The following is a 14946-nucleotide window of genomic DNA, read 5'->3' as shown; positions in this document are numbered from 1 at the left end:
GTGGCCCTGGCCCCGCTCTCGACCCCGCCCGACACCGCGAGGAGGCAGGCGGCATACGCGGCGCTGTCGGTCGTGCTCGACCCGGAGCTCGACGAGCCGATCACCGACCTCGGGTTCGTGCGCTCGCTCGAGGTGGACGACGACACGGTGACGGCGCACCTGCGCCTGCCGACGTCGTTCTGCTCGCCGAACTTCGCCTACCTCATGGCCTCGGACGCCAAGGACGTGCTGGCGGCCCTCCCGTGGACCGGGCATGTGGTCGTCGAGCTCGACGACCACCACGACAGCGACCTCATCAACGCCGGGCTGGCCGCCGACGCGGGCTACCGCGGCACCTTCCGGCACGAGGCGGAGCAGGACCTCGACGAGCTGCGCGAGATCTTCCGGCGCAAGGCGCACACGGCCGCCATGGAGCGGTGCCTGACGGCCCTCCTCCGTGCGGACCCGGACCGTCAGGTCGAACGGTTGGGCGAGGTCACCCTGGGTGACCTGCCGGACGACGATCGGACGCGCGCCCTGCGCCGTCGGCGCTCCGCACTCGGACTGCCCGACGTGCCAACGGCATTCGTCCTCGTCGGCCACGACGGCACGAGGTATGCCGCCGCCGACGTGCCGCTCACGCTGCGCCGGGCGCGTTCGACGCGCATCTCGATCGACGGAAACGCCCACTTCTGCCGGGGGCTGCTGCGGACCCGCTACCCGGGGTCCGGTGACGACCAGGCCCCGCGCGTCGACGGGGCCGAGCCCGCTGACGCCCGAGTGGCATCGACGTCCACGTTCTTCCCGCTGAGCCAGTTGAAGGAGCACCTGTCATGAGCACCATGCGAGCCGTCCAGGTCGTCGGCTACCACGAGAACCTCGAGATGGCGCAGGTGCCGGTGCCCGAGGCGACCGGCCCCTTCGACGTCGTCGTCCGCATCGGGGGAGCGGGGGTCTGCCGCACCGACCTGCACATCCTCGAGGGGCAGTGGGCCGAGAAGAGCCAGGTCGCGCTGCCCTACACGATCGGCCACGAGAACGCCGGCTGGGTGCACGCCGTCGGCAGCGCGGTGACGAACGTCAAGGAGGGCGACAAGGTCATCGTCCACCCGCTCATCACGTGCGGTCTGTGCCGCGCGTGCCGGTCGGGCGACGACGTGCACTGCGAGAGCAACCAGTTCCCGGGCATCGACACGAACGGCGGCTACGCGGAGTACCTGCGCACGTCGGCCCGGAGCGTCGTGCGCATCGACGACTCGCTCGAGCCGAAGGACGTCGCGGCCCTCGCGGACGCCGGCCTCACGGCCTACCACGCGGCGGCGAAGGCGGCCCGCCGGCTGACGCCGCGCGACCGCGTGGCCGTCATCGGCGCAGGAGGCCTGGGGCACATCGGGATCCAGGTGCTCAAGGCGCTCTCCCCGGCGGAGATCGTCGTCGTCGACCGCAACCCCAACGCCGTCAAGCTCGCCGTCGCGATCGGCGCCGACCACGGCATCGTCGCCGACGGCAGCCAGGTCGAGCAGGTGCTCGAGCTGACCGGAGGGCACGGCGCCGAGGTCGTCGTCGACTTCGTCGGCGAGGGCGGCGCCACGAAGGAGGGCGTGGCGATGCTGCGCCGGGCCGGTGACTACCACGTCGTCGGTTACGGCGAGAACGTCGACGTCCCGACCATCGACATCGTCTCGACCGAGATCAACCTCATCGGGAACCTCGTCGGTTCGTACAACGACCTGTGCGACCTCATGGCCCTCGCCGCGCGCGGGGCCGTGACGCTGCACACGCAGACGTACGCGCTCGACGACTTCCAGTCCGCCATCGACGACCTGAACGCGGGCGACGTCCGCGGCCGGGCGATCCTCGTCCCCTGAGAGGAAGGGCCATGAAGAACTACCTCGGAGTCGGCATCTCGGTCGGCGTCCTCGCCGGCCTCTGGACGCAGGTCAGCGTGCAGCTCGGCCTCGTCACGTGGGTCGCCTTCATCGCGTGGGCCTGCTTCTTCGCGGCCGGCGGCGGCGCCACCGGCTTCCGCAAGGGCCTCGCCGCCAACCTCAGCGGCGTCGTGTGGGGCTGGCTCGCCAGCCTCGTGGCCGCACGCGTCGGCTTCCCCGGCGCCCTCGCGATCATCGTCACCGTGCTCGCCTTCGTCCTCTGCGTGCAGGCGGCGGCACCCCTGCTCTCCTTCATCCCCGGGGCCTTCGCCGGCACGGCCGTCTTCTTCGGCACCTCGTTCGCCTTCTGGCCGACGGTGCTCGCGCTCGTCGTCGGGGCCTGCCTCGGCTGGGCGTCGGGCATCCTCGGCGAGCGCATCCAGAAGGCGGTCGACCGCAGTCCCGGTACGAGCCCCTCCGAGCCCGCCGAGCCCGCCGAGCCCGCCGGCCCGGTCACGCCCGCCGCCGCCTGAGCCGTTCGAGCGAGGCGCGAGCGCCGACGTCGGGTCGCGTGCCCGAACGGGTACGCGACCCGACGAGACACCGTCAGACAGACCGTCAGACACCATCCAGCTAGGAGTGACCAGCCTTGATCTTCATCACCGCGAAGTTCCCCGTGAAGCCCGAGCACGCCGACGACTGGCCCGAGATCTCCCGGGCGTTCACCGAGGCCTGCCGCGCCGAGGAGGGGTGCCTCTGGTTCGACTGGTCGCGCAGCCTCGACGACCCGAACGAGTACGTCCTCGTCGAGGCGTTCCGCGACGACGCCGCCGGCGGGGCGCACGTCCAGAGCGACCACTTCAAGGAGGCCACCGCGACCCTGCCGGCCTACCTCTCCGCGACGCCGCGGATCGTCAACACGACGGTCGAGGGCACCGCGTGGTCCGAGCTCGGTGAGATGGCCGTCGAGAAGTAGCCGAACGGCCTCTCCAAGAGCGGATTCGGCCGGTTTCGCCTTCTGGCCGGGCGTCCGCTAATGTCTACCTCGCACCCGAGGGGCCACGGCCCCACGAGGTCGGCAAGCGGACGTAGCTCAGTTGGTAGAGCGCAACCTTGCCAAGGTTGAGGTCGCCGGTTCGAGCCCGGTCGTCCGCTCCGCACGAAGGGCCCGTCGACGTGTCGACGGGTCCTTCGCCGTGCTCGAGTCCGTAGGCTGTGGCCATGGCCCCGTCGAGCAAGGCTCCCGCCGTCGAGATCGAGGTGGGCGACCACACGGTCCGGCTCTCGAGCCCCGACCGCGTCTACTTCTCCGAGCGGGGCGAGACCAAGCGCGACCTCGTCGACTACTACCTCTCGGTCGGGCCGGGCATCGTCAACGCCCTGCGCGAGCGGCCGTGCATGCTGCACCGCTTCCCCAAGGGCGTCGACGGGCCCAAGGTGCACCAGAAGCGCCTGCCGGCCGGTGCCCCGCCGTGGGTCGAGACGGTGCGGCTGCACTTCCCCCGCTACGGCCTGCACGCCGACGAGCTCTGCGTGACGCGCCTGGCCGACGTCATCTGGGCCGTGCAGATGTCCACCGTCGAGTTCCACCCGTGGAACAGTCGCCGGTCCGACACCGAGCGACCCGACGAGTGGCGCATCGACCTCGACCCGATGCCCGAGTGCGACTTCGCGACGGTGCGCCGGGCCGCCGAGACGACGCACGAGATCCTCGACGAGCTCGGTGCCGTCGGCTGGCCCAAGACCTCCGGCGGCTCGGGGCTGCACGTCTACGTCCGGATCGCCCCCGAGTGGGGCTTCACCGACGTGCGCCGCGGGGCACTGGCCTTCGCCCGCGAGGTCGAGCGGCGCCTGCCCGACGAGGTGACGACGACGTGGTGGCGCAAGGACCGCTCACCGACGGACCTCTTCGTCGACTACAACCAGAACGCCCGCGACCACACGATCGCGGCGGCGTACAGCGTGCGCGGCAACCCGCGCGGCACCGTCTCGGCGCCGCTCGCGTGGGACGAGGTGGCCGACGCGGAGCCGCAGGACTTCACCATCGCGACGATGCCCGAGCGGTTCGCCCGCCTCGGCGACCTCCACGCCGGCATCGACGACGCCGTGTTCGACTTCGCCGCCCTGCTCGAGTGGGCCGACCGCGACGAGCGCGAGGGTCGCGACGTGCCGCCCGAGCCGGAGACCGACGGCGCCTGACCGACCCACCTGACCCGTCCTCGACCCATCCGGAGGGCCCCGCCCTCCGAACCACTCATCCCCACCCACGCAAGGAGACCCCGTGACCGTCCTGCACGACTTCAAGGCCACCTCGATCGATGGCAAGGAGGTGTCGCTGGAGGAGTACGCCGGTGACGTCGTCCTCGTCGTCAACACGGCGAGCCAGTGCGGCTACACGCCGCAGCTCGGCGGCCTCGAGGAGATCTACGAGTCCTACCGCGCCCAGGGCCTGACGGTGCTCGGCTTCCCGTGCAACCAGTTCGGCGGGCAGGACCCGGGCAGCGACGAGGAGATCGGCGCCTTCTGCCAGAAGAACTACGGCGTCACGTTCCCGATGTTCTCGAAGGTCGACGTCAACGGCCCCGAGGAGCACCCGCTCTACACCTGGCTCAAGTCCGAGAAGGGCGGTCTGCTCGGCAAGAAGATCAAGTGGAACTTCACGAAGTTCCTCGTCGCCCGGGACGGCACCGTCCTCGGCCGCTACGCGCCGACGAAGGCCCCCGCCGACCTGACCGCCGACATCGAGAAGGCCCTCGCCGGCTAGGCCCTACGATCTGCGGGTGGACCACGCCCGCTTCGCCGACCGGGACGCGCGTCGGGTGCTCGACGTGCGGCACGGCGACGCAGCACTGGACGCGATCTCGGTCGAGGGCTTCTGGGCCGTCGTCGCGACGTTCGAGGGCGACGTGACGGCGGTGCGCTTCGGAGACGTGACACCGCGCCCGGATGCCGGGTCGACCGTCCCCGGGTCCGACGGCGTCACGTGGCAGCCGCTGGACCGCGCGTGGCGCTCGTCACTCGACCGGACGGCATACGTCGGCGCGGTGGAGGAGGTGCGCCAGAGGATCGCGGCGGGCACCGTCTACCAGGTGAACGTCTGCCGGGTGCTGAGCCACGAGCTGCCGGCCGACGCCGACCTGGACGGACTGGACTCACTGCTGCGGCAGGGCAACCCGGCGCCGCACGCTGCACGCATCCGTTGCGGGTCGGCAGGCCTCGACGTCGTGAGCGCGTCGCCGGAGCTCTTCCTCTCCCGTCGGGGTCGGCGCCTCGTCACGCGGCCGATCAAGGGGACCGCCGCCACCGCAGAGGCCATGCTGCCGAAGGACTTCGCCGAGAACGTCATGATCGTCGACCTCATGCGCAACGACCTCTCGCACGTCTGCGATCCGGGCACCGTCGCGGTCGAGGCCCTGTGCGAGGTCGAGGAGCACCCGGGTCTCGTGCACCTCGTGTCGACGGTGAGCGGACGGCTCGAGGCGGACGCGGGGTGGCGCGAGGTCTTCGGTGCGACCTTCCCGCCGGGGTCGGTCTCGGGTGCGCCGAAGTCGAGCGCCCTGACGGCGATCGCCGACCTCGAGACCGCCGCCCGCGGGCCCTACTGCGGTGCCGTCGGCTGGGTCGACGCGGACGCGGGGGAGGCCGAGCTCGCCGTCGGCATCCGCACCTTCTGGGCCGAGCGCGACGCGGCGGGTCGGCGCTGGCTGCGCTTCGGCACCGGCGCCGGCATCACGTGGCACTCCGACCCGGAGGGGGAGTGGGCCGAGACCGAGCTCAAGGCCGCCCGGCTCATCGGCCTCGCCGCCGGCACTGTGACACCATGAGACCCACCCGTGAGGCGCCCAGCGGGCGCCTGCTGCGCCCACCAGGAAGGGACCATGAGCACGACCACGCGCGTCTGGGTCGACGGTGACCTCGTCGACCCGACCGGCCCCTCCGTCTCGGCCCTCGACCACGCGGTCACGGTCGGCGACGGCGTCTTCGAGACGGCCAAGGTCGTCGACGGGCAGCCGTTCGCCCTGACCCGCCACCACCGGCGCCTCGAGCGCTCCGCCGCCGGCCTCGGCCTGCCGGCGCCCGACCTGGCGCTCCTCGAGAAGGGCATCGCGGCCGTGCTCGACGGGGAGCCGCTCGAGTTCGGTCGGCTCCGCTACAGCGTGACGGGCGGCGTCGGGCCGCTCGGCTCCGACCGGGACGACGCGGACCTCACCACGATCGTGCTCGCCGCACCGCAGCCGCGACCGCCGGCCTCCGGCGCCCTCGCGGTGGTGCCGTGGACCCGCAACGAGCGCTCGGCCGTCGCCGGCCTCAAGACGACGTCGTACGCGGAGAACGTCGTGGCGCTGGCGCGGGCCAAGGAGGCGGGCGCCATCGAGGCCGTCTTCGCCAACACGCGCGGCGAGCTGTGCGAGTGCACGGGGAGCAACGTCTTCGTCGTCGTCGACGGCGTCGTGCTGACGCCACCCGTCGACTCGGGCCTGCTCCCGGGCATCACGCGCGAGCTCGTGCTCGAGTGGGGACGGGCGAGCGGCCTCGAGATGCGCGAGCGGCCGCTGCCGCTCGAGGTGCTCGAGACGGCCGACGAGGTCTTCATCACGAGCTCGACGAAGGACGTGCTGCCGATCCACGCGGTCGACGCCCGCACGCTCGCGCCGGAGCACCCCGTCACCGACGAGCTGCTCCGCATCTTCCGCCGCAACGCCGAGCGGGACGCCGACCCGTGACGCGCCCCGACGAGGTCGACTACTCCGACCGCGACCGCACCCTCGACGCCGACGAGGACCGCTGGGCCTGGCGCGCGCGGCTCCGCCAGAACCGCGCCACCCACCTCGTGTGGCGCATCGCCGTCGGTGTCGTCGGTGGCATCGTCACCGTGGCCGGCCTCGTCATGGTGCCGGCGCCCGGACCGGGCTGGCTCGTCGTCTTCTTCGGGTTGCTCATCCTCGCCAGCGAGTTCGAGTTCGCCCAGCGCTGGCTCGACTTCGCCAAGCGGCACGTGAGCCGCTGGAACGACTGGATCATGGCCCAGGCGCTCTGGGTGCGGGGCGTCGTCGCCCTCGGCACACTGCTGATCGTGTGGGTCGTCGTCTGGGGCTACCTCGCGTGGATGGGCATCCCGCAGTTCGTGCCGGAGTGGGCCGAGCGACTGCTCGACCGGGTGCCCGGCATCGACTGACGGGCGGCCCGGCGCAGGTGCGTGCGGGGCTGTCGGAGGGGCGATTTCCGCCCGCGCACCGCGACCGGCTATTGTTTCCCAGCGTCACCCCGACACTTCGGTGCAGGGGTGCCCGGACGTGTAGCTCAGCTGGTTAGAGCGCTCGCTTCACACGCGAGAGGTCAGGGGTTCGAGTCCCTTCACGTCCACCAGCACACCGTACGAGCGAGTCGACGCCGGGCGTGACGACCGGGGCATGCATCAGAGCAGGGCCATCGGCGCGAGGTAGTTCGGCTGCACCACACGGCTGCGGGGCGAGACGCGCCTGATCTCCGCGGTCATCTCCCGTATCCGGCCTCGGGTGCGGTCGTCGGTTGTGGGCGGGTTGCGCAGGGGGCTCTCGAACTCGTCCCAGTGCACGAGCACGACCGTCCGGGGGAGGTCGAGCGCCCGGAGCAGGCGGGCAACGTAGTCGGCGGTCACGTCGTTGCTCGGCACCGGCATCGCCACGGTGTCGACGTCCAGCCCGCGCAGCTCGTGGTCGTCGTAGTCGCTGGCGCCGAGCAGCAGCACGCCGCCACGCGTTCCGGGGCGCCGCAACACGAACCCGAGGGTGTCGCCCTCGGGCAGCTCCGTGATCGTCTCCGGCCGCGGTGGAAGCTGGGTCCTGACACCGGGGAACAGCAGGCCACCGCTCTCGCTGCGGCTGTGCCGCGCGCTGACGACGCGCACGACCAGGTCGCCGACCACGAGCTCCTCACTGCCCTTGACGACGGCGAGCCTGCGGGACGGCAGCCCCATCGACTGACCTAGGTGGTAGCCGGTGAGGGTCGTGTAGACCGTGGCGCCCCGGGTCGCGGCGATGTGCGGGACGTCGGCGAAGTGGTCCCAGTGGGTGTGCGTGACGAAGACGGCGTCGACCGCTGACCCCGGGGCCCCCGGCACGCCGAGCACGGCGTCGACCGCCGCCGTGTCGAGATGGAGACGGGTCTCGGGGTTCAGCCGGCCGGCACCCAGCCCGGTCTCGAAGCGGCTGAGGTACGGGTCCACGAGCACGGTGGTCGTGGGCGTGGTGACGCGCCATCCCGCGACACCGAGCCACTCGAACCCGGTGAACCCGTGGTGCTTCGGACGGTCGGCTGCGACTGGGACGGCGGCAACCGGCCCGGCCGGTCCGGCGGCGCCGGCGAGGGCCAACCCACCAGCGCCGGTCAGCAGGGCCCGGCGGCGCATGCCCGCGCCGGTGGGTGTGGTCATGGTCGTCTCGTCGCTGTTCACGGCCATGAGCGTCGCCGCGACGACGACGAGTGTCAAAGAGTCTTGCCGACCCCTTTTGATAGGAGTTCGATATCGTGGACGCACCATGGACCTGACTCGTCATCTCCGCTTCTTCACCTCCGTCGCCGACACGCGGCACTTCGGGGATGCGGCGCGGGAGCTCGGCATGACCCAGCCGCCGCTCTCGCAGGGGATCCGGCGGCTCGAGGAGCGCCTCGGGGTGCGACTCTTCGACCGGGACCCTCGCGGCGTCCGCCTAACGGCAGAGGGTCAGCTGCTGCTGCCGGCCGCCCGCGAGCTGCTCCGCCTCGAGGCGGACCTCCTCGACCTGGCCACCCATCTCGTGGTGCCGAGCCAGGTCCGTCTCGGGGTGGCCGGCGACCTGGACGAGCGGATCGACGACGTCGTGGGGGCGCTGGCCGCCCGGGGTCGATCCGTGACGCCGACGGTGGCCGGCAGCGTGGAGCTCGTCGATTTGCTCCGCGACGGACTGCTGGACGTCGCCGTCGTGCGCCATCCCGGTGTGGTCGACGGGCTCGCAGCAGGTCCCGTGCTCGTCCTCCCGACCCGGCTCGACTCCAGGAGTCACCACCCCGCGACGACGCTCGGTGACCTTCCGGTGGCAGTGCCCCCACGACACCACCAGCCACCGGCCCACGACCAGCTCGTCGACGCGCTGCGCCGGGCGGGGCACGACGGCCGGGTCGTGGAGGCTGCTGATGTCGGCCAGCGCCGCGCACTCACCGCCGCGGGGGTCGCGACGCGACTGACTCCGATACCGGCGGGAACGACTGATGGACAAGCGTTTCCGCCCCTGCGGCTACGTATCGTCATGCCGCACGAAGCGCACCGTCGCCCGGAGATCGAGCACGCCGACGTTGCCGCCGAGCTCGAGCGGGCCTTGACGCCGTGACGCGCCAGAGAACCGATCACGCTGACGCGCTGGCCGAGACCGCCCGCGATGCCGGCGTCACCGCCTGGGTGCACGCCGCACGCGTCACCGGGCCGCCCGGGTCCGTCGGCCTGTCCGAGCGCGAGCGCGTGGCCATCGCGTCGGTCTACAAGCTCCCTCTCGCCCTGGTCTGGGCCGACCTCGTGGAGCGTGGAGAGCTCGACGCGGCGGGAGCGGTGCACCTTCCCTCCGTCGATCGCGTTCCCGGACCGACGGGGATCGCCATGCTCCTCGACGACGTGACGATGAGCCAACGGGACGTCGTGCGCCTGATGCTGGCCGTCTCGGACAACGCGGCCGGTGACGCCGTCCTCGCCCTCATCGGTGTCGACCGCGTGCACCGCGACCTCGCGCGGCTCGGGCTCCCGACCGCATTGGTACGCCAGGGGTCCGCAGAGGAGACCCGTGCGGTGATGCGCGACACCGGCGCGTTGAGCTGGGCCGGTTCGCAGCAGGCGCTCGCCGACCCGGATCGTGCGGTGGGCACCTCCCAGTACGACCCGGCATACGCCAGCGCCGCCTCGGCGGCCGAGCTGACGCGTGTCGTGCAGCTGCTCTGGGCACGGACCGGGCCGATACACGGGCTCGTCCGTGATGCCATGGCCCACCAGGCGTGGCGGCACCGGATCGGATCGGGCTTTCCCCACGACGACGTGCTGGTCTTCGGCAAGACGGGATCCCTCGGCCGGCTGCGACACGAGGTCTCCGTCGTGCAGTTCCCGCACGAGCACCCCGTCGCGGTCACCGTGCTCACCCGTGCCGTGCGACCCGAGCGGCACCAGCCGCGCGTCGACGCCGCGATCGGCGAGCTCGCCCGGCAGGCTGTCACCACGCTGCGCCTTCCTGCCGCGTGACGACCGTTCGTCCGAGAGGGATCGTCAGGGCGCGAAGGCGCGAAAGGCCCGGTGGAAGGCCTCGGCCCGGCTGCCGCCCTCGCGACGGGGCTCGCCGTGGCCGTCGAGGTAGTCGCTGAAGCCGGGCACGTCGCCCGTCTCCTGCTGGGTGAGCTCGCGGAAGCCCATCGACCAGTCGGGGAAGAAGCGCTCGTCGACGTGCTCACGCAGCGCGATGGAGACCGAGCGGTGCCGGCGGTCGCGCGAGATCCGATCGAAGGTCGCCTCGACGGCCTCGTCGGGCCCCTCGAGCGTCTGCACGAAGCTGCCGTCGCTGTAGAGGAGCAGGCCGGTCAGGCCGAGGCCGGTGTTGCGGTCCCGCGACCTCGCCAGCAGCTCGTGCAGGTCGTCCTGGTCGAGCGGGGTCGTCGACGTGCTGAAGTAGGTGAGGGATAGCACCGTGGTCCTCCCGATCCGGCCGCCACGGGCCGTCCCGGGCTGTGCCACCGTTCGGGCGCCGCGTCTTGATGCCCGCCGGTCATCCTAGGGGCCGCCCGCCGCTCCGGACGGGTGCGACACAGCGTCCGAGCCCGCGTGGGGACGTCGATCGGGACCAAGGCCCCTGACGACGGCGCCGTCGAGCCGCCACGATGGGGACGGACGCCGGCCCGGCACCGCGACCTCGGCTCCGGCGGGGACGTCCGTGCGGCCAGCAGGGTGAGACCGCGGCGAGGGAGGCAGGTCATGGCGCTCTTCGAGGACCGCGTCGAGGCGGGGCGGGCGCTGGCCCGAGAGCTGGAGCGCCGACGCGGTGCATGGGCTCCGGATGGTGGGGGCGACGCGGGCGGGACGGACGTCGTCGTCCTCGGCCTGCCCCGCGGAGGAGTCCCGGTGGCGGCTGTGGTGGCGGCCGTCCTCGGCGCACCGCTCGACGTCGTCGTCGTGCGCAAGCTCGGGGTCCCCGCCCAGCCCGAGCTCGCGATGGGGGCCATCGGCGAGGGGGGCACGCGCGTGCTCGACCCGACCGTCATGGCGCGGGCGCACGTCACCGCCGAGGAGCTCGAGACGGTCGAGCGGCGGGAGCGAGCGGTCCTCGCAGCACGGCTGGAGCGGCTGCGCGGCGGGCGCGCCCCGCTCGAGGTCACGGGGCGCGTCGCCGTGCTCGTCGACGACGGGGTCGCCACGGGGTCCTCCGCCCGGGTGGCGTGCCGCGTCGCCCGACGTCTCGGCGCCGCCCGCGTCGTGCTCGCCGTGCCGGTCGCGCCCGCCCGGGTGCTCGCCGACGTTCCCGAGGCGGATGCCGTCGTGGCCGTGAGCACACCGGCGCGCTTCCGGTCGGTGGGGGAGCACTACGTGGACTTCCGCCCGACGACGGACGACGAGGTGGTGGCGCTGCTCGACGACGCAGCCGCGAGGGTGAGCGTGACCGACACCGCCCACGATCGCGACACCGCCCACGATCGCGACACCGCCCGCGATGGCGACACCGCCCGCGATGGCGACACCGCCCGCGATGGCGGCGCCGCCCGCGGCGCCGGCACGCACTAGCGTGGGCCCCATGGACGCGACGGTCACCAGCCTGCTCATCTACGCCGAGTCCGGCGGGCCCGGTCAGGATCTCGACCAAGTCGAGATCACCCCCACGGGGCCGGAGGGCAACCGGTCGAAGAAGCACGCCGTGCACCTCGTCTCGGCCACGGAGTACGTCGACTCCCACCCGCGCGCCAACATCGTGCTCGACATCGACCCGGAGCGACTGGCGTCGTTGGTGGGCAACGTGATCCGGGTGGGCGACGCGACGCTCACGGTGACCCGGGAGCCGCAGCAGTGCGCTGGTGTCTACGCCGACGTCGTCGAGCCGGGCCACGTCGCGGTCGGGGACACGCTGCTCGTCGCCGACGCATGACGATCCACAGCGAGCACCCCTTCGAGACCCCCGACGACGACCGCGACCCGTTGCGCCGCCTCCGCGGTCGCCTGGGCACGACCGTCTCGCTGTGGACGTCCGGCGAGGGCGTCGAGCGCGCTGGGCTCACGGTGTCGTCCTACCTCGTGTCCGCGGGGGAGCCCGGACGCGTCGTCGGGCTCCTGCACGCCGACTCCGACCTGCTCGAACGACTCGACGAGACGGGCACGGCGGTCGTCGCCCTCCTCGGCTGGCGCCAGCGGGAGCTGGCCGACGTCTTCGCCGGCGTCATGCCCGCGCCGGGTGGCCCCTTCCGGCTCGGCACGTGGGAGCAGACGGAGTGGGGGCCACGCCTCTCGAGCGCGCCGACCTGGCTCGGGGTGCGCCTCGACCCCGCGGCCACGCACGAGGTGGGCTGGTCGGTGCTCGTCGAGGCCGTCGTCGAGCACGTGGCCGTCGGGACCGACGAGAGCCCGCTCGTGCACCGGCGGGGCCGCTACCAGCGCCCGGCCGACGCCGACTGACGCCGGTCGACACCTGCTGTGCCCGTCCGACGCCGCCGGTCCGACCCCGCCGGTCAGGCGGTGCCGGACATCTCGGTCGTCAGCAGCCCTTCGGGGATGCCGAAGCCGTCGACGAGCGTCGCGGCGTACGGGCGCAGCTCGGCGCAGACCTCGTTGACGAGCGCCGTCAGCGCCTTGGTGCGGGCGGGGCTCAACCGGTCGTGCTCGAGGTACCAGGCCTTGTGCGCCTCGATGGTCGAGAGCAGGTGCAGGTCGCACACCCGGTCGAGCACCGCACGCGCAGCAGGGTCCGCGCACGACTCGACCGACGCCGCGAACGACTCGGCGACCAGCCGCTCGACGTGCGCGGTCCCCGCGTCGACGAGGTGGTCCTGCGTCGCGTTGACGATCCCGTAGGCGTCGGCCCCGGGGGCGGTGGCTGCCCGCAGCCGGCGGGCGAGCCCGTCGAGCAGGTGCGACTCGCGCTCGCGCAGCAGCCGCAGCTGGGTGCTGCGCGCGCCGAGGGTGTCGTCCTCGTCGCGCCCGGGGGCCGCGTCGAGCAGACGTTGCGCGATGCCGCGCGCGGCCGTGCGCTCGAGCACCGTCCCGGCCGCCAGGCGAGCTCCGAAGCGCACGATGCCGAGGGTGTCGAGGTCGCCGAACGTCGCCGTGTAGTCGGCGAGCAGCGACTTGGCGACGAGCTGCAGCAGCACCGTGTTGTCGCCCTCGAACGTCGTGAAGATGTCGGTGTCGTTTTTCAGGGCCGCCAGCCGGTTGGCCCAGAGGTAGCCGGCGCCACCGCACAGCTCGCGACAGGCCTGGATCGTGTCGGTCGCGTGCCGCGTCGTCAGCACCTTGATGCCGGCCGCCCGCGTCTCGAGCTGCCGCTGGTCCTGCTCGCTCCCGGCCCGTCCCGCGAGCACGTCGTCCATCGCCGAGACGAGCGTGTGCTGGGCGACCTGCAGGGCGTATGCCGTCGCGATCCTCGGCATGAGCCGGCGCTGGTACGTGCGGTAGTCGAGGACCGTCGTCTCGTGGTCGGCGCCGGGGGCGGCGAACTGACGGCGCGACGCGGCATACGTCGTCGTGACCGCGAGGGCCGAACGTGCCGCGGCCCCAGCGCCGCCCGCGACGGAGATGCGTCCGCGCACAAGGGTCCCCAGCATGGTGAAGAAGCGGCGTCCGGGGTTGTCGATCGGGCTCTCGTAGCGGCCGTCGTCGGTGATGTCGCCGTGCCGGCCGAGGAGGTTCGTGCGCGGCACGCGCACGTGCTCGAACGCGAGCCGGCCGTTGTCGACGCCGTCGAGTCCCTGCTTGGGTCCGCAGTCCTCGATCGTCACCCCGTGCGCCGCCGCGCCCTCGTCGTCGCCGATCGGGACGAGGACGCAGTGCACGCCACGGGACTCGCCGTCGACCACGAGCTGCGCGAACACGGCTGCCACGCGGCCGTCCTGGGCGGCGTTGCCGATGTAGTCCTTGCGGGCCGTCGCGTCCGGCGTGTGCACGACGAGCTCGTCGGTGCTGCCGTCGTAGGTGGCGGTCGTCCGCAGGCTGTGCACGTCGCTGCCGTGACCCGTCTCGGTCATCGCGAAGCAGCCCTGCAGCTCGCCGGACACGATGCGAGGGACGAGGTCGTCGTGCCGGCTCGTGCCGAGGAGGGAGACCGCGCCCCCGAAGAGCCCCCACTGCACCCCAGCCTTGACGAAGAGCGACAGGTCGGTGTGCCCGAGCATCTCGAAGGCGGCCACGGCCTCGCCATAGCGCGCCGTTCCACCTTGCCGCTCCGGGAATCCCGCTGCGGCATAGGGCTGCTCGGCAACGCGGGCGAGGAGGTCGGTCACGCGGGCACGGTGCTCGGCGACGGGGAGGCGTGCTGGAGCGGCACCGAACGCGTCGGCGTCCAAGGCGCGGACGTGGTCGCGCACGTCACCGAACGGGCCGTCGAGGTGACGCCGAAGCGCCGTGGCCAGGGCGTCGCGGTCCTCCACGGTCGGGGTGGGCAGGTCTGTGGGCGTGGTCATCTCGGTTCCTTCGGGCGGATTGCGGAGGCGGGATCGGCCTCGTCGGCGGCGAGCACCGGTGCGAGTCCGTGCCAGGCGAGGTCGGTGAGCGCGTCGACGACCTCGGCGCGCGGTGCGCGGTCGGCCTCGGGCGTGGCGAGCCAGTCGTCGGCGACCGCACGCACCGAGCCGACGAGGGCGATCGCCCACGTCCGCGCGCGCTCGGACGAGGTCGCGGGGGAGGTGAGGGAGGGCAGCAGCAGGCCCGTCAGCTGGTCGGTGACCCGCTCGACGGTGCCACCCACGGGATCGTCGACGAGGGGGAGGTCGACGAGGGGACGGTTGACGACGAAGCGGTAGACCTCGGTGTCGCTCTCGACGAGCGCGAGGTAGGCGTCGACGGTCGAGGCCACGAGGGTGCGCGGCTCCGGCGCCGCGCCGGGCGCGCCGCCCGCGCCGCCCGCGCCGCCCG

The 14946-nt window shown here is 72.8% G+C and carries 17 protein-coding genes, 2 tRNA genes and 1 pseudogene; 16 read left to right on the top strand and 4 right to left on the bottom strand.

Translation table 11 applies throughout. From position 1 onward, the window contains the following. From ABD979_RS11810 to ABD979_RS11760, 11 genes are all read left to right on the top strand, one after another. A complete protein-coding gene (locus tag ABD979_RS11810; RefSeq protein WP_345507672.1) occupies positions 1 to 816 on the top strand; it encodes an iron-sulfur cluster assembly protein in 816 nt (271 codons plus the stop codon). Beyond that, positions 813 to 1847, top strand: a complete 1035-nt coding sequence (locus ABD979_RS11805; RefSeq protein WP_345507671.1) for an NAD(P)-dependent alcohol dehydrogenase — start codon at positions 813 to 815, stop codon at positions 1845 to 1847. Before ABD979_RS11810 ends, ABD979_RS11805 begins: the two co-directional genes overlap by 4 nt. An 11-nt stretch (positions 1848 to 1858) precedes the next feature. Further along, the gene (locus tag ABD979_RS11800) at positions 1859 to 2380 is read left to right on the top strand and encodes a DUF1097 domain-containing protein (protein WP_345507670.1); all 522 of its coding nucleotides are present in this window, start codon (positions 1859 to 1861) and stop codon (positions 2378 to 2380) included. A gap of 116 nt (positions 2381 to 2496) precedes the next feature. After that, complete coding sequence (locus ABD979_RS11795; RefSeq protein WP_345507669.1) at positions 2497 to 2823, top strand: putative quinol monooxygenase; 327 nt, start codon at positions 2497 to 2499, stop codon at positions 2821 to 2823. Positions 2824 to 2929: 106 nt separating this feature from the next. Further along, positions 2930 to 3002: transfer RNA gene (locus ABD979_RS11790), tRNA-Gly, on the top strand. A gap of 66 nt (positions 3003 to 3068) precedes the next feature. Continuing rightward, on the top strand, positions 3069 to 4046 hold the full coding sequence (gene ligD, locus ABD979_RS11785) for a non-homologous end-joining DNA ligase (RefSeq protein WP_345507668.1): 978 nt from the start codon (positions 3069 to 3071) through the stop codon (positions 4044 to 4046). 82 nt (positions 4047 to 4128) lie between these two features. Next, positions 4129 to 4611: a glutathione peroxidase gene (locus tag ABD979_RS11780; protein ID WP_345507667.1), complete on the top strand. Its 483-nt coding sequence runs from the start codon at positions 4129 to 4131 to the stop codon at positions 4609 to 4611. Positions 4612 to 4627: 16 nt separating this feature from the next. After that, on the top strand, positions 4628 to 5671 hold the full coding sequence (locus ABD979_RS11775) for a chorismate-binding protein (protein ID WP_345507666.1): 1044 nt from the start codon (positions 4628 to 4630) through the stop codon (positions 5669 to 5671). 54 nt (positions 5672 to 5725) lie between these two features. Continuing rightward, positions 5726 to 6571 (top strand): aminotransferase class IV, encoded by an 846-nt coding sequence (locus ABD979_RS11770; RefSeq protein WP_345507665.1) that lies wholly within the window; start codon positions 5726 to 5728, stop codon positions 6569 to 6571. Continuing rightward, positions 6568 to 7023 carry a TIGR02611 family protein gene (locus ABD979_RS11765; protein WP_345507664.1) on the top strand — a complete coding sequence of 152 codons (456 nt, stop codon included), beginning with the start codon at positions 6568 to 6570 and terminating at the stop codon, positions 7021 to 7023. The genes ABD979_RS11770 and ABD979_RS11765 overlap by 4 nt, the downstream gene beginning before the upstream one ends. A gap of 114 nt (positions 7024 to 7137) precedes the next feature. Beyond that, positions 7138 to 7214 (top strand) — tRNA-Val (locus ABD979_RS11760). Between the two features lie 49 nt (positions 7215 to 7263). Here ABD979_RS11760 and ABD979_RS11755 read toward each other — a convergent pair. Beyond that, positions 7264 to 8259 (bottom strand): MBL fold metallo-hydrolase, encoded by a 996-nt coding sequence (locus ABD979_RS11755; protein ID WP_345507663.1) that lies wholly within the window; start codon positions 8257 to 8259, stop codon positions 7264 to 7266. Between ABD979_RS11755 and ABD979_RS11750 the strand changes: the two genes are divergently transcribed. Together ABD979_RS11750 and ABD979_RS11745 are read left to right on the top strand one after the other, a co-directional pair. After that, positions 8258 to 9193 carry a LysR family transcriptional regulator gene (locus tag ABD979_RS11750; protein WP_345507662.1) on the top strand — a complete coding sequence of 312 codons (936 nt, stop codon included), beginning with the start codon at positions 8258 to 8260 and terminating at the stop codon, positions 9191 to 9193. The two genes, ABD979_RS11755 and ABD979_RS11750, sit on opposite strands and share 2 nt — an antisense overlap. Next, a complete protein-coding gene (locus ABD979_RS11745) occupies positions 9190 to 10086 on the top strand; it encodes a serine hydrolase (RefSeq protein WP_345507661.1) in 897 nt (298 codons plus the stop codon). Before ABD979_RS11750 ends, ABD979_RS11745 begins: the two co-directional genes overlap by 4 nt. Before the next feature lie 24 nt (positions 10087 to 10110). Here ABD979_RS11745 and ABD979_RS11740 read toward each other — a convergent pair whose 3' ends face one another. Further along, complete coding sequence (locus ABD979_RS11740) at positions 10111 to 10524, bottom strand: BLUF domain-containing protein (RefSeq protein WP_345507660.1); 414 nt, start codon at positions 10522 to 10524, stop codon at positions 10111 to 10113. A 285-nt stretch (positions 10525 to 10809) separates the two neighbouring features. Between ABD979_RS11740 and ABD979_RS11735 the strand changes: the two genes are divergently transcribed. From ABD979_RS11735 to ABD979_RS11725, 3 genes are read left to right on the top strand one after another with little or no spacing between them, the layout of a single operon-like run. Further along, a complete protein-coding gene (locus tag ABD979_RS11735) occupies positions 10810 to 11613 on the top strand; it encodes a phosphoribosyltransferase (RefSeq protein WP_345507659.1) in 804 nt (267 codons plus the stop codon). Positions 11614 to 11623: 10 nt separating this feature from the next. After that, on the top strand, positions 11624 to 11971 hold the full coding sequence (locus tag ABD979_RS11730) for a hypothetical protein (protein ID WP_345507658.1): 348 nt from the start codon (positions 11624 to 11626) through the stop codon (positions 11969 to 11971). Then, the gene (locus ABD979_RS11725) at positions 11968 to 12495 is read left to right on the top strand and encodes a flavin reductase family protein (RefSeq protein ID WP_345507657.1); all 528 of its coding nucleotides are present in this window, start codon (positions 11968 to 11970) and stop codon (positions 12493 to 12495) included. The genes ABD979_RS11730 and ABD979_RS11725 overlap by 4 nt, the downstream gene beginning before the upstream one ends. Positions 12496 to 12548: 53 nt before the next feature. On the opposite strand, the gene ABD979_RS11720 is transcribed toward ABD979_RS11725, so the two are convergent. Together ABD979_RS11720 and ABD979_RS11715 are read right to left on the bottom strand one after the other, a co-directional pair. Further along, positions 12549 to 14495 (bottom strand): acyl-CoA dehydrogenase family protein, encoded by a 1947-nt coding sequence (locus ABD979_RS11720; RefSeq protein WP_345507656.1) that lies wholly within the window; start codon positions 14493 to 14495, stop codon positions 12549 to 12551. Then, positions 14492 to 14946, bottom strand: a pseudogene (locus ABD979_RS11715) (TetR/AcrR family transcriptional regulator); the annotation flags it as partial. The pseudogene ABD979_RS11715 and the gene ABD979_RS11720, both read right to left, overlap by 4 nt.

This window comes from Terrabacter aeriphilus, assembly GCF_039542985.1.
Classification (GTDB): domain Bacteria; phylum Actinomycetota; class Actinomycetes; order Actinomycetales; family Dermatophilaceae; genus Terrabacter; species Terrabacter aeriphilus.
The sequence above is the reverse complement of the archived record's forward strand: the minus strand, read 5'-3'. Positions and strand labels throughout refer to the sequence as shown.

Bases quoted from the DNA above. Each gene is read 5' to 3' on its own strand.
- ABD979_RS11730 (WP_345507658.1), top strand. From the start codon at position 11,624: ATGGACGCGACGGTCACCAGCCTGCTCATCTACGCCGAGTCCGGCGGG.
- ABD979_RS11750 (WP_345507662.1), top strand. From the start codon at position 8,258: ATGGTCGTCTCGTCGCTGTTCACGGCCATGAGCGTCGCCGCGACGACG.
- ABD979_RS11755 (WP_345507663.1), bottom strand. From the start codon at position 8,259: ATGACCACACCCACCGGCGCGGGCATGCGCCGCCGGGCCCTGCTGACC.
- ABD979_RS11805 (WP_345507671.1), top strand. From the start codon at position 813: ATGAGCACCATGCGAGCCGTCCAGGTCGTCGGCTACCACGAGAACCTC.
- ligD (WP_345507668.1), top strand. From the start codon at position 3,069: ATGGCCCCGTCGAGCAAGGCTCCCGCCGTCGAGATCGAGGTGGGCGAC.
- ABD979_RS11735 (WP_345507659.1), top strand. From the start codon at position 10,810: ATGGCGCTCTTCGAGGACCGCGTCGAGGCGGGGCGGGCGCTGGCCCGA.
- ABD979_RS11725 (WP_345507657.1), top strand. From the start codon at position 11,968: ATGACGATCCACAGCGAGCACCCCTTCGAGACCCCCGACGACGACCGC.
- ABD979_RS11800 (WP_345507670.1), top strand. From the start codon at position 1,859: ATGAAGAACTACCTCGGAGTCGGCATCTCGGTCGGCGTCCTCGCCGGC.
- ABD979_RS11770 (WP_345507665.1), top strand. From the start codon at position 5,726: ATGAGCACGACCACGCGCGTCTGGGTCGACGGTGACCTCGTCGACCCG.
- ABD979_RS11720 (WP_345507656.1), bottom strand. From the start codon at position 14,495: ATGACCACGCCCACAGACCTGCCCACCCCGACCGTGGAGGACCGCGAC.